The sequence below is a fragment of the Streptomyces sp. NPDC002520 genome, from assembly GCF_053595235.1.
Genome location: NZ_JBSFXG010000048.1, coordinates 43,600 through 64,903, shown reverse-complemented (window position 1 = coordinate 64,903; position 21,304 = coordinate 43,600). Strand labels below are relative to the sequence as shown.

Annotated in this window: 21 protein-coding genes; 1 reads left to right on the top strand and 20 read right to left on the bottom strand. The window is 71.2% G+C overall.

Going from position 1 to position 21,304, the window contains the following annotated elements:
• Positions 1–107: 107 nt before the first annotated feature.
• The 10 genes from ACWD5D_RS39900 to ACWD5D_RS39855 all read right to left on the bottom strand — a co-directional run bounded on the left by ACWD5D_RS39900 (position 108) and on the right by ACWD5D_RS39855 (position 11,420).
• Positions 108–2,630: a hypothetical protein gene (locus ACWD5D_RS39900; RefSeq protein WP_450707288.1), complete on the bottom strand. Its 2,523-nt coding sequence runs from the start codon at positions 2,628–2,630 to the stop codon at positions 108–110.
• A gap of 314 nt (positions 2,631–2,944) precedes the next feature.
• Positions 2,945–3,259, bottom strand: a complete 315-nt coding sequence (locus ACWD5D_RS39895; protein WP_450707287.1) for a hypothetical protein — start codon at positions 3,257–3,259, stop codon at positions 2,945–2,947.
• A 131-nt stretch (positions 3,260–3,390) separates the two neighbouring features.
• Positions 3,391–4,788 carry a hypothetical protein gene (locus ACWD5D_RS39890; protein ID WP_451377650.1) on the bottom strand — a complete coding sequence of 466 codons (1,398 nt, stop codon included), beginning with the start codon at positions 4,786–4,788 and terminating at the stop codon, positions 3,391–3,393.
• Positions 4,789–4,962: 174 nt separating this feature from the next.
• The gene (ligA, locus tag ACWD5D_RS39885) at positions 4,963–7,011 is read right to left on the bottom strand and encodes an NAD-dependent DNA ligase LigA (RefSeq protein ID WP_450707285.1); all 2,049 of its coding nucleotides are present in this window, start codon (positions 7,009–7,011) and stop codon (positions 4,963–4,965) included.
• Positions 7,012–7,059: 48 nt separating this feature from the next.
• Positions 7,060–7,416 (bottom strand): hypothetical protein, encoded by a 357-nt coding sequence (locus ACWD5D_RS39880; protein ID WP_451377649.1) that lies wholly within the window; start codon positions 7,414–7,416, stop codon positions 7,060–7,062.
• A 98-nt stretch (positions 7,417–7,514) separates the two neighbouring features.
• The gene (locus ACWD5D_RS39875; RefSeq protein WP_450707283.1) at positions 7,515–8,786 is read right to left on the bottom strand and encodes a DNA polymerase III subunit beta family protein; all 1,272 of its coding nucleotides are present in this window, start codon (positions 8,784–8,786) and stop codon (positions 7,515–7,517) included.
• Positions 8,787–8,860: 74 nt separating this feature from the next.
• Entirely contained in the window at positions 8,861–9,082 is a 222-nt protein-coding gene (locus ACWD5D_RS39870) for a hypothetical protein (protein WP_432139763.1), read from the bottom strand.
• On the bottom strand, positions 9,075–9,554 hold the full coding sequence (locus ACWD5D_RS39865) for a hypothetical protein (RefSeq protein ID WP_451377648.1): 480 nt from the start codon (positions 9,552–9,554) through the stop codon (positions 9,075–9,077). The genes ACWD5D_RS39870 and ACWD5D_RS39865 overlap by 8 nt, the downstream gene beginning before the upstream one ends.
• 62 nt (positions 9,555–9,616) lie before the next feature.
• Positions 9,617–10,066 carry a hypothetical protein gene (locus ACWD5D_RS39860; protein ID WP_351224571.1) on the bottom strand — a complete coding sequence of 150 codons (450 nt, stop codon included), beginning with the start codon at positions 10,064–10,066 and terminating at the stop codon, positions 9,617–9,619.
• 349 nt (positions 10,067–10,415) lie between these two features.
• Complete coding sequence (locus ACWD5D_RS39855) at positions 10,416–11,420, bottom strand: DUF932 domain-containing protein (protein WP_450707281.1); 1,005 nt, start codon at positions 11,418–11,420, stop codon at positions 10,416–10,418.
• Positions 11,421–11,618: 198 nt separating this feature from the next.
• On the opposite strand from ACWD5D_RS39855, the gene ACWD5D_RS39850 reads away from it, so the two are divergent.
• Positions 11,619–11,846, top strand: a complete 228-nt coding sequence (locus ACWD5D_RS39850) for a hypothetical protein (RefSeq protein WP_450707280.1) — start codon at positions 11,619–11,621, stop codon at positions 11,844–11,846.
• 373 nt (positions 11,847–12,219) lie between these two features.
• Here the strand turns inward: ACWD5D_RS39850 and ACWD5D_RS39845 are convergent, their stop codons facing one another.
• The 10 genes from ACWD5D_RS39845 to ACWD5D_RS39800 all read right to left on the bottom strand — a co-directional run bounded on the left by ACWD5D_RS39845 (position 12,220) and on the right by ACWD5D_RS39800 (position 20,952).
• Complete coding sequence (locus ACWD5D_RS39845; RefSeq protein WP_450707279.1) at positions 12,220–13,029, bottom strand: hypothetical protein; 810 nt, start codon at positions 13,027–13,029, stop codon at positions 12,220–12,222.
• Between the two features lie 236 nt (positions 13,030–13,265).
• Positions 13,266–14,198 (bottom strand): hypothetical protein, encoded by a 933-nt coding sequence (locus ACWD5D_RS39840; protein WP_450707278.1) that lies wholly within the window; start codon positions 14,196–14,198, stop codon positions 13,266–13,268.
• Positions 14,199–14,279: 81 nt separating this feature from the next.
• Positions 14,280–14,573 (bottom strand): hypothetical protein, encoded by a 294-nt coding sequence (locus ACWD5D_RS39835; RefSeq protein WP_450707277.1) that lies wholly within the window; start codon positions 14,571–14,573, stop codon positions 14,280–14,282.
• Between the two features lie 91 nt (positions 14,574–14,664).
• Complete coding sequence (locus ACWD5D_RS39830; protein WP_450707276.1) at positions 14,665–15,480, bottom strand: toxin glutamine deamidase domain-containing protein; 816 nt, start codon at positions 15,478–15,480, stop codon at positions 14,665–14,667.
• A 101-nt stretch (positions 15,481–15,581) separates the two neighbouring features.
• The gene (locus tag ACWD5D_RS39825; RefSeq protein WP_450707275.1) at positions 15,582–16,436 is read right to left on the bottom strand and encodes a hypothetical protein; all 855 of its coding nucleotides are present in this window, start codon (positions 16,434–16,436) and stop codon (positions 15,582–15,584) included.
• A 166-nt stretch (positions 16,437–16,602) separates the two neighbouring features.
• Positions 16,603–16,923, bottom strand: coding sequence for a hypothetical protein (locus ACWD5D_RS39820; protein ID WP_450707649.1), 321 nt, complete (start codon positions 16,921–16,923; stop codon positions 16,603–16,605).
• A 136-nt stretch (positions 16,924–17,059) separates the two neighbouring features.
• Entirely contained in the window at positions 17,060–17,881 is an 822-nt protein-coding gene (locus ACWD5D_RS39815; protein ID WP_450707650.1) for a hypothetical protein, read from the bottom strand.
• A 225-nt stretch (positions 17,882–18,106) separates the two neighbouring features.
• Positions 18,107–19,153, bottom strand: a complete 1,047-nt coding sequence (locus ACWD5D_RS39810) for a hypothetical protein (protein WP_450707651.1) — start codon at positions 19,151–19,153, stop codon at positions 18,107–18,109.
• 104 nt (positions 19,154–19,257) lie between these two features.
• Positions 19,258–19,740: a hypothetical protein gene (locus ACWD5D_RS39805; protein WP_451377647.1), complete on the bottom strand. Its 483-nt coding sequence runs from the start codon at positions 19,738–19,740 to the stop codon at positions 19,258–19,260.
• Positions 19,741–20,586: 846 nt separating this feature from the next.
• Positions 20,587–20,952 carry a hypothetical protein gene (locus ACWD5D_RS39800; RefSeq protein WP_450707653.1) on the bottom strand — a complete coding sequence of 122 codons (366 nt, stop codon included), beginning with the start codon at positions 20,950–20,952 and terminating at the stop codon, positions 20,587–20,589.
• Positions 20,953–21,304 lie beyond the last annotated feature (352 nt).

The window sequence follows — 21,304 nt, the reverse complement described above, 5'->3', positions numbered from 1 at the left end:
CACGGCGGCGGCGGAGCCTCCTTCTCCTGCACGGTCGACGAGATCATGAAAGCCGTCCGCACGCACCGCGCCCCCGGCACCCCACACCCACTCAGGAAGCGGTCGCTCTACTGACGATGTGACGAGCGGCCAAGGAGCACTGCGAGGGCGAGCGCATCCCGCACGGCCGCGGTGAGATCTGCCTGTACCTGACGCGACCGGGAGTCGTTCCAGCTGATCGGCTCGAACAACTCCTCCTCCAGCGGCCTCAGCTGGCGCACCGCGCAGAACCCGTCCACACCGCGGCGTGCCAGCTCGTCCCCGACCGCGCCGGGGTCCGGGCTGGTCCCCGTCGGCCGGTAGTAGTTGGTGAGCAGCACCCACGGTGTGCTCGGTGCCCGGCGCAGCGTCCCAAGCAGCGAGTCCGCGATCTCTGCTGCCGCGGCGGGGCGCTGTCGGCGCTCGATCAGCTCGGCGAACTCCTCCACCCGCTCCGCGTCCGAACGGCGCCCGGACACCCACCGCGCCGCGTGCTCAGCAAACGACGGGCCCCACGTGTCCGCGCCGATCGCGCCGACCTTGTGCACGAACAGCGGCCGCAGTTGCTCCCGTTCGACGGCCGTGGCCTGGAACGGGGCCAGTCCGGCGGCGGTTCGTGTCCCGTTGTGTTCCGCCCACCTGGTGCGTACCTGCGGCCACAGGGCGGGGAAGCGGCGCTGTCCCTCGGCCTGGACCGCGTTCAGGAACTCCGCGCGCCACAGCTGCGGCGGGCTGTCCTCGCGGGTCCAAGGCAGACCCATGGCGTCGGCGTGCCGGGCTGCGGCGGCCGGCTCCCACCACTGGTCGGCCTCCCTCCGATCCGATGCCGGCGGCAGGCTCTGCGCGGGGTCTTTGCCGCCTGCGCGGTCGGTGACGTAGGACAGGAACCGGGCGTCGAGGACGGCGAGAACGGTGTCGAGCTCGGTCCGCTTGTGGTGGGCGGCATCCGCGTGGACGTACGCGTCGAACCTCTCATCCAGCCACCGGGTCAGCTGGGCAGCACGCCAGGCCTGCTGCTGATCGGCGCCGAGTGCCACCCAGCGTGGATCGGCTTCCGCGTCCCGGGCAGCAGCGAACGCGTCCAGGCCGGCAAGCAGGTCCGCGAGGTCGTCGCCGGCGGTGCCCAGCCGCTGCTGGTTGCGGCGGCGGTTGCGCTCGGCCCACCCGTCCCGCACGACAGGCCACGTGTTCGGGAAGCGGCGCTGGCCCTCGGCGTCGAGGAAGCCGATGAAATCGGCCCGCCACTGGGGGAGCGGGAGCGTCTCCTCGGCCGGCAGGAGGTCCTCGGTGCGGCCGGTTCCCCAGGCGTCCAAGTCCCAGAAGAACCCGATGTCCTCCGCGTCTTCAGCGTCGTACACGTCCAGGTCGTCAGGCTCGTCGATGCGCTCGAGAACGTAGGCGAGGAAGGCGCTGTCCAGGCCGGCCATCACCTTGTTCACCTCCGTCACCTCGGCCGCGCCCCGATGAGAGCGCAGCAGAGTGTCGAGCCACTCGAAGGTGCGGATGTGGCTGGGCCGCCGGTCGGTGACATCGACCCGGCTCCAGTCGGCGGGCCGGTGGCGGTCGACCACGACGGTGAGATCGGCGTCCACCTCGTCGAGCCGGTGAGGCGGAGCGGAGTCGACGATCACGACCTCAGCGCGCTCGCGCGCCTCGGACAACACCTGCCCGGTGTTCTCGCCGAACCTCCCGATGTCGGCGATCAGAAGCGGGGGCGCGTCGGCCGGCGACAGCGACTCGAACCAGGTGGTGTTCGCAGACTCGGCGCCCAGCGGCACCAAAGTGGTGCCGACCGCGTCGGTCAGCAGTGCCACCCGCAGGCCCGCGCGGACCAGGCCGAAGGCCAGGGACACGCTCATCGTGGTGCAGCCCAGTCCGCCGCGCTCGGCGCTGACGAGGATCACGCGAGGCACCGGGGGCGGGGCAGTGACCGGACCGTGCGGTCGCGGAGCCAGTGCCTGGGCGGCGCCGGCGAGATCCTCCGCTCGCGGCGCGCTGTCCCAGCCGCCGGCCATCACCTCGCGCGCAAGTGCCGGCCGACGCAGCGCCCGGCTCCACCCCGGCGCGTCGTTGCCGACACTCGCCTGAAGCCGAGCCCAGGCAGCCTCTTCGTCCGGGCTCACCGGGCTGCTCCACAGCGGCACCAGCCCCGCACCGGCTACGATCTCGGCCGCGTGTCGGATGTCGTTCCTGGCGGCCGCGATCCGCACGCGCGCAGTCCCGGGCGCGGTGAGCGCCAGATACTTGGCGGAGTCGACGTTCCAGCGCACGCCGGGAGCTCCGGACACGGTGGCCTGTGAGCGGGCCGGCAGAAGCCGCGCCAGCAGTTCCCCCTGAGCACCGTCAGAAGCCCACAGCGTCAGACCATCGGTCGAAGGACTCGACTTGGCGATCCCGAACAGGCTCCCGGCGTTGGCGAGGGGAGCGAGGGGACCGCGGGGGCGGGCGAGAACGTAGAGCAGCGCGGCCTCGAGAGCTTCCTGCTCCGGGGTGGCGGCGTCCGGTACGAGCCCGTCGGTCAGCCCGTGCTCGCGGATCCAGCGGAGGGCCTGGGCGTAGTTCTCGCCGGTGACGGCGGCGCGTGCGGAAGCGTTGCGATCGGCCTTGGCCATTAGAATGTCCCGATTCCCGGCGTGGCGCCCGGACCGGCACGCCGCGTGTGGGCGCGAAGCATCAGCTCACTGTGAGGTCTCCCCCTTGGCGCCATCGACGCACGCGGGTCCGGGCCGCAGTGCAGGCGGGAGGCATCAGGTCTGCCTCCCGGGATGGTAGCGGGCCTGCGCCGGGGGACACCACGAATGCGAGCCGAGATGCCGTGTCGGCGACCGGGAAGCTGGTCAGCCGGCCGCGGCCACCCTTCCGGCGGAGAGCGGGTGAGGCGGCGGCTCCTTCGTCTGTGCGCGGACCGGGTGTGCGGGTAACCGGCTCACAGGTTGATCAGGTCGCGGACGCTGTCCGGCAGCGCGCCGGTGAGTTCGGGGCGGGCGATGAAGTAGGCGCGGACCCGCTCCACGTCCTCCTTACCGAGGACGAGCGGCTCGGAAGGGGCCGGCAGGCCAAGCTCGGCGCGCGCGGCCTCGTCCAGGTAGCCGGCGAGCGGCTCGTAGTTCCGTCCGTCCGCCTGCGCCATCAACTCCTCGAAGGTGAGGCGGGGCCCGGCCGCAGGGGGAGTGCCGACCGGCCGCGGCGCGGGCTGGTCCGCCAGGCGTGAGGACGGTGTGCTGTCGGGGTTCTCGCTCATCGGGCTCCTCAAGAGTTGACGTGGCGGGAAGAACGTGGCCGACGCCCCAGGTGAGAGGCACGTCTCCACTCCACAACACGATATCCCTTAAATCTAAAGGATGTAAAGTTTTACGATTGTGTTGGGTGGGGTCAGTAGCGCGGCACGTCACGAGCGTCGACCAACTGCACGACGACGCAGCGCTTCCCTTCCACTTCGACGTCCTCCTGGACGCCGACGACGACCCAGTCGGACTGCCGCTTATGCACCCGCTCTCGCTCCGCGTTCCCCTGGGCCGAGGCACTCGCGACAGCCGCGCCCCGACGCGAACTGGTCTCGAAGACGACACCGTGGTCGGCCATTCCGCTCCTCCCACCGTCGTCCAGCCAGGTGCGATCGGCGAAACTCGCCGCGACCCTGGGGCAGTGGGACACCGACATGTAGCCCTCGGACCGGTAACGCCCGCCCACGACGAAGTTCTCCTTCACCCACGCAGCCACCCTGTTCTGCTGGCGAACCTCGAGCGGAGGCGTGTAGCCGCGGAAGCCGTGGTGCGGGGTGTCGGCCACCCCGGCCGCGTCAATCGCCGCGTCAAGGTGGCGGGTGACCTCATGCATGGGCACGCTCATCCGCCCGGCCGGACGGCTCAAATCCTCACCGTTGTAGAGGTGGGCGTTGATCGCCTTGTGTCCGATCCCGGTGTACGTCGACACCCAGTGACGCTGGTCGTCGGTGAGGTTGTCGGCCCACCGCTGCGACTCCGGCTCCAGCGCAGCCGCCCGTTGCTCGTCGAGCCTGACGCGCTCCTCCCGCCCGCCGAGCCCGTGGCGCTCCCACGGCTTGGCCGCCTGCCGGGTACGGGCGGCGGTGATGATCTGCTCGGCGTGGTCGGCCGGGACGCGGTCGTAGATGACCTCCCCGTGCTCGACCCGGTACGGCCAGGGCGAGTCGGCGAGCGCCTGATAGCGGTCCCGGTCGAGCCGGGTGAACACGACGCGGGCGTACGGCGGTTCGTCGCCCTCGCCGGGGTAGACGGTCGCGGCACCGGAGAAGTCCTCGCCGCTCCAGGCGACCGTCTGACCGCCGTCCCCGCGCGGCAGGAACGTCGCGCGGCCGCCGGCACCGCTGGCCTGAGCGAACGCCGAGGCAGCCCGCACGTGCTCGGGGTACTCCGGCGGCTCAGGCGCGCTCCAGGTGTCGGAGGGTTGGTTCTCATCGGGGCGCGGGCCCATCGCGTAGGCGGCGCGCGGGTCGACAGTCGGCGGATACCGGGGCGTGCTGCCCCGGTCCGCCAGCATGTCCCGCGCGGCGGCTGCGCACGTCTTGGCGTTGCCGGCATACAGCGCCGCCGTGTCGTCGTCCCCGGCCTCGGCCGCAACCTTCGCCCTGGCAGCCCACACCTGGGCGCTGCTGTACGGGCCTTGGGCGGGATGGCCGGCGTCCACCGCCGCCATGCTCTGGGCGAGCCGGGCCGTTGCGCGCTTGGCGGCCCTCACTGCCGGGTGAGAGGCCGCGCACCGCCGCCCGCCCTTCGCCACAGATCTGCACACGCCGCGCGCTCCCTTCTCCCCGGCCCGCCCCAGCGGGCACCGCCAATGCGGTGATCTTGGAAGGGAAGGCCTGTGGACAGAGGCCGCGGACTTCGCGGCGGTCGGGGAAGGCCTGAACACACGAGAGGCGGGGCGGCCGGTGAGGGCCGCCCCGCCTCCGGCGGGTGTCGCGGGTCAGGACAGGTAGTCGGCGACCATGGCCGCGAACTCCTCCTCGGTGAGGACCTTCGTGCCGAGCTGCTGCGCCTTGGCCAGCTTGGAACCGGCGTTCTCGCCCGCGACGAGGTACGTGGTCTTCTTCGAGACGCTGCCCGAGGGCTCACCACCCGCCGCCTTGATCAGGTCGTTCATCTCGTTGCGGTTGCGCCCGGCCAGCGCGCCGGTCATGCCGCCGGTCACGACCACGAACGCCCCCGTGAGCGGCCCGGGGCCGGTGGCCTTGGCCGGTTCCTCGGGCTCGGTCATGTTCACACCGGCCTCGGCGAGCTTGTCGATGACCGGCCCCAGCGCGGCCAGGTGCGCGGCCACCTTCGGGGCGTTGGCCGGGGCCAGCTTGTTCACCGCCGCCAGCGCCTCGACGTCCGCGGCCCGGATCGCGTCCATGGTCTTGAAGTGCGCCGCGATCTCCTTCGACAGGGTCCGGCCGGTGCACTTGATGCCCAGCGCGCAGAAGACACGGTTCAGCGGCTTCTGCTTCGCCGCCTCGATCTGCTGCATGAGGGCGTCCGCCCGCCGCGTCGACTTCGTGGCCTCGGCCAGCTGCTGGTGGGTGAGGGTGAACAGGTCCGCGACGTCCCCGACCGCGCCGCTGGCGACGAGGGCCTCCAGGTAGGTGCCTCCCAGGCCCTCGATGTCGAGCTGGTCGCGGCCGACGGCGTACTTCAGCGCGGGCAGCAGGCCGCAGCTGCCGTTCACGCCCTCGGCGCACTCCCACCGTTCGCCGGAGGTGTTGACCTCGCCGCCGCACTGCGGGCACGCCTCGGGGAAGACGACCGGGGTCTCCTCGCCCGTCCGCTTGTCCACCACGACGCTCTCGATCCGGGGGATGACGTCACCCGCCTTGGAGACGACCACGGTGTCCCCGATCTTGACGTCCAGGTCCCGGATGAACCGCGGGTTGTTCAACGTCGCGTACCGCACCCTGCTGCCATCCAGCTCGACCGGCTCCAGGACGGCCCGCGGGGCGATGATGGCGGTCTTGCCGACGTTCCACTCCACACCGATCAGGCGGGTCTGCCGCTGCATGGGCGGGAGCTTGTAGGCGGTGGCCCAGTGCGGGTGCCGGGTGCCGAACCCAGCCGCGTTCTGCACGCCGAAGTCGTTGGCCTTGACGACGACCCCGTCGATGCCGAACGGCAGGTCCGCCCGCAGACGCTGGATCTCCTCGATCCCGGCCTGGACCTCCTCCACCGTCGCGTACACCCGCAGGCCCGCATCGCTGATGGCCGAGGTCTGCACCCCCAGCGCATGAACCTGCGCCATCACGGCCTCGTGCGTGTCACCGCGCAGGAAGTCGACGCCGTCCAGGCCGACCGCCCCGTAGGCGAAGAAGGTCGTCTCGATCACGTAGGGGCGGTCCTTGGCGCGCAGGGTGCCCGCCGTCCCGTTGCGCGCGTTGGAGAACGGCTTGGCCTTGTGGGCCAGGCGGATCTCGTTGGCCTTCTGGAACTGCGCCCTCGTCAGGAGCACTTCGCCCCTGATCTCCACCGTCGCGTCGACCGCGAGGCGCTCCGGCAGCCCGACGATGGTGCCGATGGCGTGCGAGAGGTCCTCGCCGTGAAGCCCGTCACCGCGGCCGACGAGCTGGACCAGGCGGCCGGTGCGGTAGCGCGCGGCGACTGCCATGCCGTCGAACTTCGGCTCGCGCACGTATCCGCCCGTGACCGGACCGCCGATCCGACGAGTCAGGGACGCCGCCCACTTCGCCAGTTCCTCGGCGTTGAAGACGTTGTCCAGCGACAGCATCGGCACCGTGTGGGCGACGTCGCCGACGGGAGCCGCGCCGCCGCCGACCTTGCCGGTGGGCGAGTCGGCCCGCACGTGCTCGGGGTGCTGCCGCTCGTACGCGGCGATCTGCCGGGTCAGCTCGTCGTAGGAGACGTCGTCGAGGGTGGTCTCCCCGTCCCCGTAGTACGCCGTGGCCGCCGCGAGCGCCGTGTCCACGGCCCTCTCGTACGCGGCCCGGTCGGCCAGGGAAACAGCAGGTGCAGCAGTCGTCGTCATGCAGTGATCCTCACGTAGGGGTCTGACAATGGGCTGGGCTCGGTCGCGTCAGCGGCCGACAGGACAAAGGCCGTAGGGGTCCAGCAGCACCTCGCCACGGCCCACGAGCCGTGCCAGGTCGGGAGACTGGGTGGCCAGGCCGCCAAGGCCCTGCCCGCGCAGGACATCGGTGCCGATGGCGTAGTGGGGGCGCACGATCAGCTCGCCGACGACGAGCTGGTGGGTGCGGGAGCTGTCGTAGCGCAGCGGGTGCGGCTCCGAGCCGGCGGGAACACGGCTGGCCCCTACGAACGACACGAGCCCGTCGCCCTGGTTCTGGACGTACATCCACGCCGGGACGTGCCGGGCGTGCGCGTCGAGAGCGATGTGGGCCAGGGCGGCATCCGTGGGCCGGTGGCTGGGCACGGTGAACTCCTTCTCAAGAGCGGGGGGCGGGCGGGGCGCCGCCGCGGCAAGGGGGCGGCGCCCACGGGAAGGGACGGGCGGGGTCCGGCAGGGGCCGGCTACTTGGGCGGGTCGACCCGGACCGGCATCAGCAGGTGCCGGTAGCCGTCGTCGTCCCTGTCCGCGGTCAGCAGCACCGGCTTGCGGGACTGTCCCTCTTCGAACTCGCGGATGTGCAGGGTGACCGACTCCTGGCCGGTGAACGCGTCCAGCGCGGCGAGCAGGAAGGCGGGGTTGAAGTGGACGCTCATCCCCGCGACGTCCTCGGCCGCGCCGTGGGTGAGGGTGAACGGCACGGACATGCCCTTGACCCGGGCCTGCTCCGCGGGAGTGCCGATGACCGGAGCGAGGGAGAGCGCCGCCTCGGCATTCCAGCGCAGGGCGACGGGACTGTGCGTGCCGCCGACGGCCTGCACCATGGCCAGCCCCTTCTTGGCGGCCCGCACCAGCGTGGCCCGGTCCATGCGCACGCTCGCGGCGAACTCGGTCGGGAAGAACGCGGAGGAGACCGGGAACTTCCCCTCCCGTGCCCGCACGGTGACCGTGGTGTCCCCCAGCGACAGGGTGGCGCGGGGGATGTCGCTGCTGTCCTCGCTGAGCAGGCCGACGCCGACCGGCCCGTCGTAGGACTTGAACTGCTTCAGCAGCGCGGTCAGAACGTCCGCGGGGAACAGGACGCTCAGCGGCTTGTCCGGCGGGCGTACGGTCGCCTCCGCGCGGACCCGGCCCTCGGCCAGGCGGTAGCGGTCGGTCGCGGCCATGGTGAGCTCCTGGCCGGCAAGGACCAGGTGGACAGCGGTGAGGACCGGCAGCGTGTCGTCACGTCCGGCGGCCGGCAGGACGCGCTTGAGCTCGGCGAAAAACTCCCCGGCGTCCACCGTCGCCATCGCGGGCACCGGCTCCGGCGGCCGGGTGAACTCCTCCAGCTCGAGCGCGGCGACGGGCACGGTCAGGTGCTCGGTGGACAGCAGGTCGCCGGCCAGGGACACCGAGGTGCGCTCGGCCTGCGCCTTCGTCTCACCCGCCACCATCGCGGCCAGCGCCTTCTTCAACTGCGTGAAATGCAGCAGGCTGCTGCCCGTCCCGGCACTGCCCGGCACGGAGACCGACACGGCCGTCTCGTAGTCGAACGTGGTGAGCGTTGCCCGGCTGCGGCCGGTCTCGACGAGCACCCCGCGCTGCGCCTCCACGGGGGACTTGGCGCAGACACCGAACTCGGCGATCTTCAGGGCGCGGGTGAGCTGGCCGTGGTCGAGGGCCATGCGCGCGGTCGGCTTGGCCGGGGCCGCATCCGTGGCGGGCTGGGCGACAAGGTCGGTGACGGGGGACACGAAGGGGGCTTCCTCCTTGGTTGAGCGGATCAGGTCGGTGATGACGGCGGACGGAGCCGTCGGTGTACGGGCGGTCAGCGGGAGCGGAGGTCGTCCTGCACGGCACCCATGTGCAGGTCGAATTCCTCCTGAAGGGCCTCGGCGTCCAGCGGACGGCCGGCTTCCCAGTCGCCCGCGGAACACGAACCGAGGTACTGCTGGCGCTTGTCGTCGTCGAACGGCTCGCTCAGCAGCTGGTGCGCCTCGCGCGCCTCGGCCAGCGCCGGGTCGTCACGCCAGGAGGGCCGGTCAGTCACGGGGCACCTCCACGCCCATCAGGCGCAGCGCCTCGGCGCGGCCGTCGTTGTAGAGCTGGACCAGGCCGTCCGGCATCCCCATGTACTCGCCCGTCGGGGCGTGCGTCGCGCCGAGCGCGTACGCGGCCTGTCCCGCGGTCTGGGGGATGCCGTCGCTCCACTCCTGCCACGGCCACAGACCGCCGATGGCGTAGCGGCCGTGCTCGTCGGGACGGACTACGGCGTCTCCGCCCGTGCCGTCGTGCTCAGCGCTCCAGATGAAGCGCAGGACGTCGCCGTGCCAGGACGCGGTCAGCGCGCACCCGTCGTGCTCGAGGTCGCGGGTGATCTGCGCGGCGGTGGCACGGGTGAACAGCGGGGAGCCGAACGGGTCCAGTGCTCCGGCGGTGGTCAGTCCCACGTAGGGGCCGTGGCCCGAGCTCTCGGGGGAGAGGAGGCGGACGGCCAGGTCGGGGGACGCGGAAGCCGGCACGGCGGGCGGTCCTTTCGTCTACGGGTGGACAGGGCATGAGCGCGACGACTGCCGCGCCGGGCTCACGACACGGCCGCGAAGGCGTTCTCGATGGTCTTGAGCTGCCGCTCGGCCTTCTTGGCACGGGGCTTCCACTCGTTGAGATCCTTGGTCGCCTTGTCGAGCTTGCGCAGGGCGGCGTCCCGCTCGGTGCGGTACTGCTCGGCCATCTGGGCGCGTTCGAGGACCACGCTGACGGGCAGGTCGGCGACGTTCACCGGGGCCGCGGTCACTGCGGCGGCCGTCGGCTCCTTCTTCTTGTGCGCCTTCAGGTGGGGCCAGACGCCGCTGGCGGAGGCACGGGTGAAGGTGCAGCCCTGCCAGCCGCACACGTAGGTGATGCTGCCGTCCTCCAGGAGGACCTTGAGGACCTCCTCGTAGTAGCGCGGATTCTCAGGGGTGCTGCGCGGCGTCTCGGCGCGCTCCCATTCGATGACCTTGAGGCCGTTGATGCGGTCGCTGGTGGCGTCCAAAGGGGTTCCTTCACACGTGCGGGACGGAAACCGGGCGGGCCGGTTGGGACAGGGGCTGCTCGACGAGCAGCGAGAGGGGGCGCGGCGCCGGGGACGGGACCGGCGCCGCGCGGCTCATGCGGGCGCGGACTGCACCAGAGGGGGGAGGCTGGAGCGGATCAGCGTGGTGGCGCTCACAGGAGCCGTTCCTCCGGGGCGGGCCGCAGGGGGCCTTGCGGTCTGGGACTGGGCGGTGCCGGCTGGCAGTGCGCAGCGCGGGCGTGGTGGGTATTCCGGCCGCTTCGGTCGCTGGGGGAGGCCGCCGGGAGCCGGTGGGGGAGTGGGCTCCCGGCGGCGGTTCAGGGGCGGATCACGCCGCGAGCGCGTACAGCTCGTTGAAGGCGGCGGTCTTCCGCTTGGTCACGGCCCCGGTGTCCGAGAGCGACCGCGCGGCGCGCAGGGTCGGGGACTTGGCGTTGCCGAAGTGGTCGTCGAACTCGCCGAGGGCGTTGAGCGCGGCCCAGGCGGTGCCCCGGATGCTCTCCTGCGTGTCGGCCTCCAGGAACAGGTGGCGCAGGAGGGCCCGGCGGGCCTGGATGTTCGCCATCTGCCGCTTGCTGGGGTTGGCCGGGACGTCCCAGATGATGTCGGCGATCTTCTCGAACTGGCCCAGCGTCACCGGGGTGTTGAGCAGCCGGTTGGCCATGCGCTCGAAGGTCTCCTGCCAGCCGAAGAGCGTCTCCAGGGCCTTGTGGACCTCGGCCAGCTTCACGGGCGCGGAGACGGTGTGCGGGATCGTGTACTTGTGCTGGGCGCCCTTGATGATGAAGCGCTGCATGTTCCCGCAGTCCAGACGGGTCGGGCCGATGTGGAAGCTGTTGGCCGACGAGCCGTCGTGCGAGCCGAACAGGGTCAGGTGCATCCGGTGCTCGTCGAAGCCGCCGATGCGGATGACGTCCGGCAGGACCATCGAGACGAAGAACTTGCTGCCGTTGTGCCCGTGGGCACCGGCCTTGTGGAACTTCGCGCCGCTCTCGCGGGCGAACATGTCCAGGACGTCCTTGTGGTCGTCGATCTGGACCGGGGTGTACTGGTTGCCGACGGCGGCGATCTGCTCGGCCTGGCTGGTGATCGGGTTGGTGCGGATGGTGGAGCGAGTGCCGTGCATCTTCAGCTCGGTCATGGTGCCCGACTCGTCGGAGCGGACCACGACGTCGTCCCAGATGCGGACCTTCCAGTTGCTGAGATAGGCCATGTCGAGGGCCTCCTGCGCGCTGGTGGCGCGCTGCACGTCCATCCCGAGGATGGTCCAGGCGTCGAAGCGGCCGGGGGCGCGAAGGGCGGTACCGGCGGTGGCGATGTCCAGCACAGTCACAGGCAATAGCTCCTCAGAACACCGGGGATCCCGTCCGACCCCCTGACGTGTATAACTTTACGCGATGCGCGACGATGTGGCAAGTTATACGCGTCGAACTTTTTCGGGGTGATGCCCAGAGCCGCGGTCGTCGGCGGGCGCAGTGCCGTCGACCGGCGGACGCCGGCGAAGGCGGTGCGGCACACTCACCCCTGGCGTATGAACACGGAGGAGGACGTGGTGGGGATCAAGGAGCGACTGGCAGGCCTTCCGGCAAACCTGGTGATCCTGGTCGGGGTCGTCGCCTTCATCGGCGCGGCCGTGGCCGGCGGCACGGGGGCGATGGCCGGCTTCGCCGTGGCCATCGCGATCACGTCCGGCTGCATCGGATGGCTCGCCTGGGACGGATGGACGCGCTGGCGACGCGAGCGCGCTCAGCAGCAGTGACAGGCTGACGCCCGCAAAGCCAGTTAGGGGCCTCGCACGATGGGGCTCAGAGGCCTGAGTGTTCCTTAAAAGGGGGGCCGGGGACGCCGGCACGAAGACTGCCGTGGCCGCTATCGTCGGGGCCGCCCAATGAGAAGCGGGGCCAGACGGCGGACCGAAGTCCCCCTCAGCGAGGGTTTGCAAGACCGTCTGACCCCAACCACTGCGAACCGACCGGAGCCAGTCCCGTGCGGGCAGTGTATCCGGCGCCGGCAGCGCCTCTCATCCCGTCGGCGAACCCGAGAGGTGAGGCGACTGGGACGGCTCAACGGCAGCGCAGTCCTCTTGGGCATCGCGCGATCGGGGCGGCCCCGGGGACACGCCACGTGCGCGGTCAGCGTCCCATGAGGGCAAGAAGTCCCAAGAGCCCATCGAGGGCGTACTCGGCGACGGAGTTTCGCTGGCGGCGGGTAAGAGAGTGCAGGTAGGTGTCCAGGCGTCCTGCTTCGAAGTGGGCCTGGCCCGGCCCGCCTGTCAGATAGAACACGCGGGCCGCTGCATCCTTGGCCGGGCGCGGTGCCTCAAGCGCGAGGGCGGCGCGCCACGCTTCAACCGCCTCCTGCCCGGTCAGGCCCTTTCGCTTCCCTGTGAACTGGGAACAGTTGGCCACCCAGTTCACCACCAGGGCGACGAGGGCCGGGATCTGCCGGACGGAGTCGATCGCCTCCATCGTCGCCTTCTCGCAGGGCCGGCAGCGGGCATAGTGGGCTGCGATGAGCCGGTCGGCGGCCGCCTGGCCCGTGCCGCACCCGTCGGGAACAGGGTGGAGCCCGCCGGACGGGCATTCCTGGACTTCGGCGTCGGGCATCGGCTGGGCCTGAGGGCGCTCATGAAGGTGCCCGTCGGTCAGCACTCCGCCCTGCGAGGGCAGGTCGGCCCCGTCGGTGAGGGTCCGCCCGGCGGTGATGGCGTCGAATTCGGCTTTGGTGAGCAGCTGTGAACTGGCGCACCGGCCGTGTCCCAGGATGACGGTCGCCACTGGCGTGCCCGTCAGGACGGAGACCACGGTGTCGTCGGTGGCTGGGCGCCCGACTCCTCCGCACGTGTAGCACTCGTACGCGTCCGGGACCCCTTGGCCTGCGCGAAGTGCGGCACTGTTCGGAGTGCCGATCCGTTGCTCCACCGTCGGCGAGATGGTCAGCACGAGGGGTCAACTCCCTGGTCGATAGCGGTGGATCCGATCCTAGGGCGCTATCCCGCGGCGGTGCGCGGTGTTCACCCGATGGCGTGCAATCGCGCCGGTCGGCGGTCAAAAAGTCACCCGCCGCAGGGATCTCGCGACACCATTGCCGCCAGCCCGCCTCCCTGGCGGCTGCCCGAGCTGGGCTCAGGCCCCCGACCTGCTTGCCCAGCGAGGCTTACCGCTGCGACCGGATGAGATCACGCCGAGGCGACCGGCACGCCGTTGCGGACGAACCATGCGCGGACCTCTTCCAGATCACGGGCGCTCCGGCCGTCCTTCGCGGGGAAGGGATCGGTGCTGGTCTCCGGTGTTCGCGTCTTGGCGTAGTACCGCACCTGCTCCAGCGTGACGCCGAGCTCCCGGGCGAGAGCGCTCGGGCCCAGCATGCGCGTCGGTGCCGGCGCCGAGGCGGCCGGGACTCCCCGGAGCAGCTGGTCCGCCTGCTCGGCGTCCTCCAGGCCGAGGGCTTCCGCGACCCACTGCGCCGGAACGGCCTCCCCGGCGGCCCGGGCGACGCGCACCCGCTCGATCACGTCCCGGTGCCCCACGGTCAGACCCAGCTCGTCGTGGAAGACGCGGCCGCTCGGGTAGTTGACCGTGTGGAGGTGGTTGCGCATCAGCCAGATCTGCACCCTGCTCCACTCGCGTGTCCCCTCGGGGCCCGGCTTGGGGAGCGGGTCGGCGTGCCGCAGCAGCCAGGCCCGCACCTCGCTCCAGGAGAGCCTGCCGTCGCTGTCCTTGCGCGGGAAGGGGTCGTCCGTGGTGCCGGGCGCGTAGATCTCGCCGTACTTGTTCACCCCGCGTCGCGTGATGGTGAGCAGGTCGGCGACCTCGCTGGCAGTCAGATGCGTGCGCGGTGGACGGGCGGTCCGCGCGATGTCGTTCAGATCGCGCGGACCCCGGCGGGGCTCCTGGGAGAAGTCCTGGTTCAGGTACCACTCCAGTACCTCGCCCCGGTCGCGGTAGTCGGTGCGCCCCACGCGCTCGGCCTCGGGGAAGCCGACGAATCCCTTGGTGGGATCGGTCCAGTTGTGGATGTGGGCGCGGCCGGTGGCCTCGGCGATCTGGCTGGCGGTGACCTTCGGCGGCAGCTTCGCGAACGCCGCGATGACTTCCTCGTGGGTCTTCATAGGTGGGTGCTCCGTGTGGGCAGGGGGGCGGTGGCCTCTCAGTGGGGGCGCCCCGCCCGGGGCGGGCGTGACGCCGGACTGTCAGGCGAAGGTGGGGCTCGGGTTCTCGCGCTGCTGGATGGTCGTGTCGGTTGCGACCTGCACGGAGGGCAGGGTGCCGACGCGGCCGTCCGCCTTGTAGACGACGGTGACGCCGCCCAGCTCCGCGAACTGCGGGTCCTGGTCCTTCAGGAACTCGCGCGCACCGACCTCGAAGACGTACATGTCCTTGTTCTCGACGATCTTCCGGTCGTCGATGCAGAACGTGCCGTTCGTCCAAGTGGGCTGAAGCGCCGTGCGCACCCGCTCGCGAGCCTGCTCATAGCTGATGGTCATAAGGGGGTCCAATCCTCGTCACTAGAATACATTCACTAATTTACCCGTAGCGGGGGTTGTTGTCAAGTCCACCCGCTGAAAGTCGGCCGGCCTAGTCCGCGATGAAGCGGGAGAGCGTCGACTTGGAGGGGGTGGGCTTGTCGTCAAGGCGCATGTACGCACTCGACTTGGCGAGCGAGAAGTAGTGGGAGGCGTCCTCCACCGCCGGTGTCGGCTGCCCGTCGACGAAGCGGACCTTTCCGCCGACGTTCTCCACGGTGAAGGCGTGTCCGCCTCCGCTCTTCCACCACACGGCGACCATGCCGCGGGAGCCGGGCTCGCTGAAGGCCCGTTCCACCTCGGACCGGCCGGTGTCCGCCTTGCTGCTGTCGCACATGGTGAAGCTCGAGCCCCACGCTTCGCCGAGTTCGCCGATCTGCCGGCCACGTGTGGAGTCGGGGCCCGCTTCGACGTCCATCCCGCGCCGGCGCAACTCGTAAGCCTGAGCCACATGGCTGCAGTTCATCGAGTACGCCTGAACGCCCTGCTGGTAGTTCGGGTTGGCGGCGTGTAGGGCCTTGTCGATCTGCTTGTTCGTGCGCCGCTCGTCGGCCGCCTTGGCCCGCGGGCTCTGCGAGTAGTGCCGGGCCAGGCGGGCCGCGTGGTTCATCTGGTTCTTGGCGTCGAGCGCTGCGCGCTCGGCGGCGTCGTGGTCGCCGGCCTCGGCGGCGGCACGGGCGCGGTCGGCGCTGTCCTGCGCGCGCTGTTGAGCCCTCCAGGCGGCTCCGCCGTAGTCGATCTCGCCGTCGTCGAGGGCCTGCCGGTATGTCTTGGCGGCCGCGGAGGTGACGGTGGCGTACCGGGCCCTGCGCACCGCCAGACTGCTCCCTCGGCAGCGCCGGCCGCCCTGGGCGAGTGATCTGCACACGTCCTGCTCCCTGCTCCGGGCCAGTGACCTGGCCGTTCGCGCAGCAGGCTGACCCGGCGGGCCTGTGGACAGAGGCCGGCGGCCCGCCGGATCCGGCGCCCTCAGCGGCCTGCGTGCTGTTCGACCAGCAGCTGCAGCAGGAGTTCGGTGAGCTGCTCGGGAGGGAGCTCGGGCAGCTCGGCGAGTGCGCGCCGGGCAGCGGCCCGGGCCTCGTTGCGGGGGCGGACGGCGCCCCCGCCCATGCCCTCCTGGCGGACGTAGTAGCGGGCGTCGCGCAGCTGGCGAGCCGCGAAGGCGATGTGGTTGAGAAAGTCCTGGCCCAGCACGTCGCTGGCCGCCACCGAGCCCAGGGGGAGCGGGTGCGGCGTGTGCTGCTCGAGCAGGTGCTGCTCGCGGCGGAACAGTGCCTCCTTGTGGCTCGGCGGGCAGGCGACCTCGCCGTGGTCGTCGCAGTGCACGAGGAAGTTGGTGAAGGGGCCGGCGCTCGCCGCGCTGAGCCGAACCGTGTCGTTCTCGCTCTCCTCGGCCACTTCGAAGGTGCCGTCGGCGTGCGGCGGATAGCAGTGCAGGCAGGAAGTGCACATCCGGGTGCGGTGGCTTTCGGCGTCGTCGCCCTCGGCGCAGAGGTGGAAGTGTCCGCCGGCGTCCACCAGGAGGTGCCCGCGTCCGCGTCCGTCGGAGGCGAACGACGCGTTGGCGCTCAGGGTGCGCGAGTGGCGCCGGGCGATGGTTCCGAGCGTGTGCAGGATGCCGAACCAGACGCCGCAGTCCCACCAGGCGTCGGGGTCGGTGAACTCCACACCCGTCAGTGCGGGAACGGTTCCATCGCCGGCGTAGGTGGGCACGGCCAGCTGGCTGCGCAGGATCTCGCTGTACTCCGCCTCGACGGAACTCAGCGGGACAGGCGCGTCGAATGCGACGGAACCAGTGAGAAGCAGGTCGTCCTCACGCGACACTTCGGTTCACTCTCCTTGAGATGGGCGCGGGTTGGTGTCCCCGCTCAGGTCGGGCTGGATCGGGAGGCCCCGGCGCGGGGCGGGCGGCAGGCCCGTGCCGAGCGGGAGCGTGGTTGCTTGCCGGCCCGTGGCGCCGCCGCTCGCGGCGGCGCCACGGGCCGGCTGCTCAGGGCTGGCGCATGAGCAGCCGCAGGGACTCCGGGGCGACCTCGTCGTCGCGGACGACGGATCCGTCCGGGGCCGCCCAGTAGGCATCGGCGCCGTCGCCCGTTGCGACGACGGTGCGCAGCAGGCAGCGCCGGCCGTCGAAGGCGACGTCCCCCTGACGGAAGAGCTCGCGGGTGAGCTCGACGACCAGGTCGTCCTCGGACTCGTAGGTGATGAACGTGCGGGGTGCGAGTTCGAGTTCGCCGGGGCTGTGGCGCTCGACCTGGGCCTCGATGACGACGCGCACGCGGTCGCCGGGGGAAAGACGGGGAATCGGCATGGCTGCTCCTGGCTGGGCAGAGAGGGGACTTGGGGTCGGCGCGCGGAGGCTCGGCCCTCCCCGCGCGATCAGCACCCGCGAGTGCGGACGCCCCGATGGGCTGGGCGTCCGCGCAGTGCGCGCCCGGCCCGGGCGGTCAGATGGCGCAGGGCACGAGGTCGAGTTCGTCCGTCCTGTGGGTGACGCGGAAGGAGTGGTACGGCGCGGGACCGTCCTCCGCGTGCCGTACGACGTCGAGCACGCGGCCGCCCTCGGGGTTCTTGCGAACGGTGAACGTCCAGGTGATGCCGTCGATCTCGCGGGACCAGGCGGTGCGGCCATCCACGGGCCGGCGCGCGCCGACGAGCGGGATACCCAGGGCTCGTGCGGTTTCGTTGACGGCCTCGCGGGCTTCCTCGACCGCGTCGTACGAGAGGGCGCGGCCAGCGTCCAGCACTGCGTCGCTGACGTCGGTGGCGACGGCTTCGAGCTTGGCCGCGAACGCGGCCGGGGTGAGCCAGTGGTCGCCGGTGACCTCGTTCACCGTGTGGATGGCGAACGCGACGGAGCTCAGGGCTTCGGCCCAGACGAGAGCCGTAAGGAAGTAGGCGGGCGCAGGCTCGTGCTGGCCGAGTGCGGCAAGGATGCTGCCGAGGGCGACCAGGAGGCGGCGGTTGTGCCAGTCGCGCTGTTCCAGGCTGTCGAAGGCGTTCTCGCCGTAGGCCTTGAGGGCAATGGCGGCAGGGCCCTGGATGGCATCGGCCTGCACGCTGGCGTCGCGCAGGGCGATGTACGCGCCGTCGAGAGCCGTGGTGACGGCTTCGGCGTCCTCGGGCACGTGCGACAGCACATCCTTGATGGCCAGTCGTGCGGCGATGAGGGTGGCGGGGCCCGGCTTGTCATCGATGGCGCGGAGCGCGGCCAGAGCAGCGGACAGGGCGTCGCGGGCTGCGCGGTCGCTGGTCAGAGATGTCGTCACGGTGGCGCGGCTCCCAATGAGGGTCGGATCGAAGTGGCCAAGACGGGCGCTTGCACCGCCCGACATCACTAAATTACCCGCATCGGGTGCCATCGTCAAGTTTTACGCGCCGTCGTGTGAGGTTTGGGACGCGGGGCTCGGGGAGCAACGCCCTGGGCGCTGTCCGGCTGTTCGCTTCGGCTGATCGATGCGGAGGTAGGGGATCGCGGGCGCGGCCGTGCCTGTTCAGCAGCTGTGAGAGGCAGGAGGAGGGGCGGTGACGTAGTCCGCGATGAACGCGGCGGCGCGCGCGGAGTCCTCGAGGCAGTCCTGCCGCCCGAAGGAGACCGGCTGGGCGAAGACCGGGTCGCCGACCGGCTCGCCTGCGCTGTCGTGAAGGAAGACGGCCCATCCCTTGTGCGCGGCGGGTACATGATTCGTCGACCCGGACCGGTCGGCCACGGACAGATGGGCGCCCGACCACACGGCGTCGCCGTCGACGTCCAGGGCAAGGGGGACGCCGAATGAGGTGTCGCAGACGGCCGGGGTGATTCCGTAGTCGGCGAGCGCCGCGAGAAGTACCTCTCCGGCGTTCGGCCGCGGCCGGCTGAACCACTCGGCCGCCGCCATGGCCCCGCGGTCGATCTCAGCCTGAGTCGGCAGACCGCACGATGCGAAGACCTGCGCCAGTTCGTGGAAGTCGGGGCCGCCGTCCGGCACCCACGCCGTCACGCAGAGCCCCGCCTGCCAGCCGTCGCCACCGCGGAGGACCTGAAGTACGAGGTGCTCGCCACGCAGGGCGCGTTCCTGGGGCACCCCGCTCGGATATCCGATCACGACACCGTCCTCGTGGTCGTAGTAACCGCCGAGTCCCTGGCGCCGGACGGCGTCAACCAGACGCTGCTCGTTGCCCGGGACGGGGGTGGGGGTGATGCCGGCCGTCCACCAGGCAGCGTGCGTGACGACGGCCTGGGCGCAGGCCTCGGCGTCCTCCTGGATGCCGAGGTGCTGCTCCCCGGAGTAGATGACGTCGATGAACTCGCCGTCCGCGTCGTACAGGGAGGCGCTCCAGGGCTCGTCGTGCTGGCCCACGGGGCGGTCGGCGTGCTCGCCCGAGGCGATGAGGACGTGCGCATGAGTGCGTACCTCATCGGCCGGGACTGCCGGGTCGACGGGGACGGCGAGAAAGGAGACGCCGCCATCCTCGCCGCGGAACGCGGGATAGCCGTGCGACCGCAGTGCGGCCGCCATCACGTCGGCCTCGCAGAGATGGGCGCTGGGAGTGGAGTTCATGGGGCAGTCCTTCGTGTGGGCAGGCAGGGGATAGGGGAGCGCGGACGCCGTCCAGCGGCGCGCAGAGGCAGGCATCAAGAGGCAGTTGGTCGGCGCACGCCCGGTCAGGGCAGGTGGAAGACGGTGGCCGCCGGATAGCGCGTGGGCGGGGTGCCGTCGCGGTGGCGCAGCAGCACCAGGCCGTCGGTGCCCGGCTCGTGCCATTGACCGTGGTCGTCGATGACCGAGACCACGCCGGCCAGCTCGCCGGCGGTGGTGTGAACCGTGACGTGCTGCCCGCCGCGGAGACGGGCCGGGTCGGCCGGGAGGCCGGCCAGCCAGGGCAGCACGTTGTCCCGGTAGTAGTGGAGCTTGCCGAGCTCGCTCAGCAGTCGCTTGCCGACGATGCATCGGGACGCCTCGGACCAGAAGGTGAGGACGCGACGGCAGATCGAGCAGCCGGCCGTCTCTGCGGTCACCGCGGCCACCAACTCGGTGCCGCTCGCGGCGATTGCTTCGGCGGTGGGACGCAACGCGGGATCCGTGTGGACCAGGCCGTGCGGATAGGCGTAGGCGCGCTGGCCATCGGGGCGGGCCAGATCGATCACGCGATGCCGTCCAGCGGAGTCGAGTCGGGAGCCGATGACCGTGTGGGGCGTACGGTCCGGGTCCCGCGGCCGGAAGACGGTTGCGCCGGCGGCGTACTGGAGTGCGGACTCCAGCCGATGCGGAGGGGTCGGTCGGGTCAGGAGCTTCTCCTTGCCATCGAACGGGGTGGCGCAGAGCGCCAGCAATGGGGACCGGGGCCCTCTGTGGCAGAGCGGACATCCCCGGGCCCCGGGCTACTCACTAAATTACCCACACGGCGGAAGTGGGTCAAGTTTTACGCGTCCCCCTGGAGTGCTGCTCGCACGGCGAAGTGGCGGCCGCCGTCGGCGCCTCCTCCCCGGCCGATGACGATGCACGACGAGCTTGGCGACATCCGCGCTACTGGCGTCGCCGAGTACACATTGGGCGCGTCCGGGGACGTGTCCAACACCGGCATGCCGGCCTCCGCTCGGCCGAACGAACCCCGCGCGTGAAGTCCTCGGTTGCGGTCGCGCCCCGATCCCCGCGGGCGAGCATCGATGGCGCTGCGGGAGTGTGGCGGCTGCAGCGGGCGGTGCAGCGCGAAGGGCTGCGTCCCCGCCTCGTGCAGCGCCGCGTCTTCCGCGGTCGTGTGCAGCGGCGGCTGCGCTCGACCGCCTTGGGCAGCGGCGGCCGTGCTGCACGACGAGATGAAGCGCCGTGGCAAGCTCGGGCCGTCGATGTGGCGGCGCCTGCTGCTGCTCGTCTGACCTGAGGATTTCGTGAGCAGCACCGTGCTGCAGCAGCGCAGGAGGCCCGGCAGTTGACCGGGACGGCTGCCGTTGGGTGTCCCGCTGGCCTGGGTGCAGCAGGGGCGTTGGTGCTGTCTACCAGGAGACGCGGATGAGGTAGGTGCCGGTCGGAATCACGTTGCTGCACGCGAGGTCGTGCAGCACCTCGTTGATGCCGGGTTCCTGGGCGCCGCTGTCGCGCCAGGCCCGGACAGCCTCCGCGGCCTCCGGGTCCAGGCCGTCGCGCGTGGTGAACTTGGAGCCGGGGGCCGCGTCGGGGTTGTAGTGCTGGTGCGTCTTGGCCACGGTCACCTTGAAGTAGGAGCCGTTCTTGGCCTCGAGCGCCACGGCAATGCTGTACGGCAGCCCGTAGTGCTGGGCGATGAGGCATTCCAGGGGGCCGTAGTCGACCTCGAGGACCGTCGTCAGTGTGATGGGCAGGGGCGATGCGGACTGCGTCATGGATCTCTTTCGGGGGAAGGGGCGGTCGTCGAGCCGAGGTTGGGGGATGGACCCGCAGCGCTGGCGGCCGCGGGCGTGGTGTCCCCGCTGGCACGGGCCTCCCGGCGCCTGTGTGGCCAGTCCTCGGCGGTGCCGGCGGTCCTCGCCGCGGTGAGTACGGACGAGTGCGCGTAGCGGGTCAAGCGGCCGGATGACTGCCCGGCGCCTGTCACGGACGGCGTCACGGTGACTTGTCACGCCAGGCAGCGTGACACCGCTGACCTGCACAAACGCATCCTGAGGGGCCTCGTGCGGGGCCCTGGCGGCGCTGTGACATCCGTACGCGTCCCAGCAGCTGCAGAGCGGCGGCCTG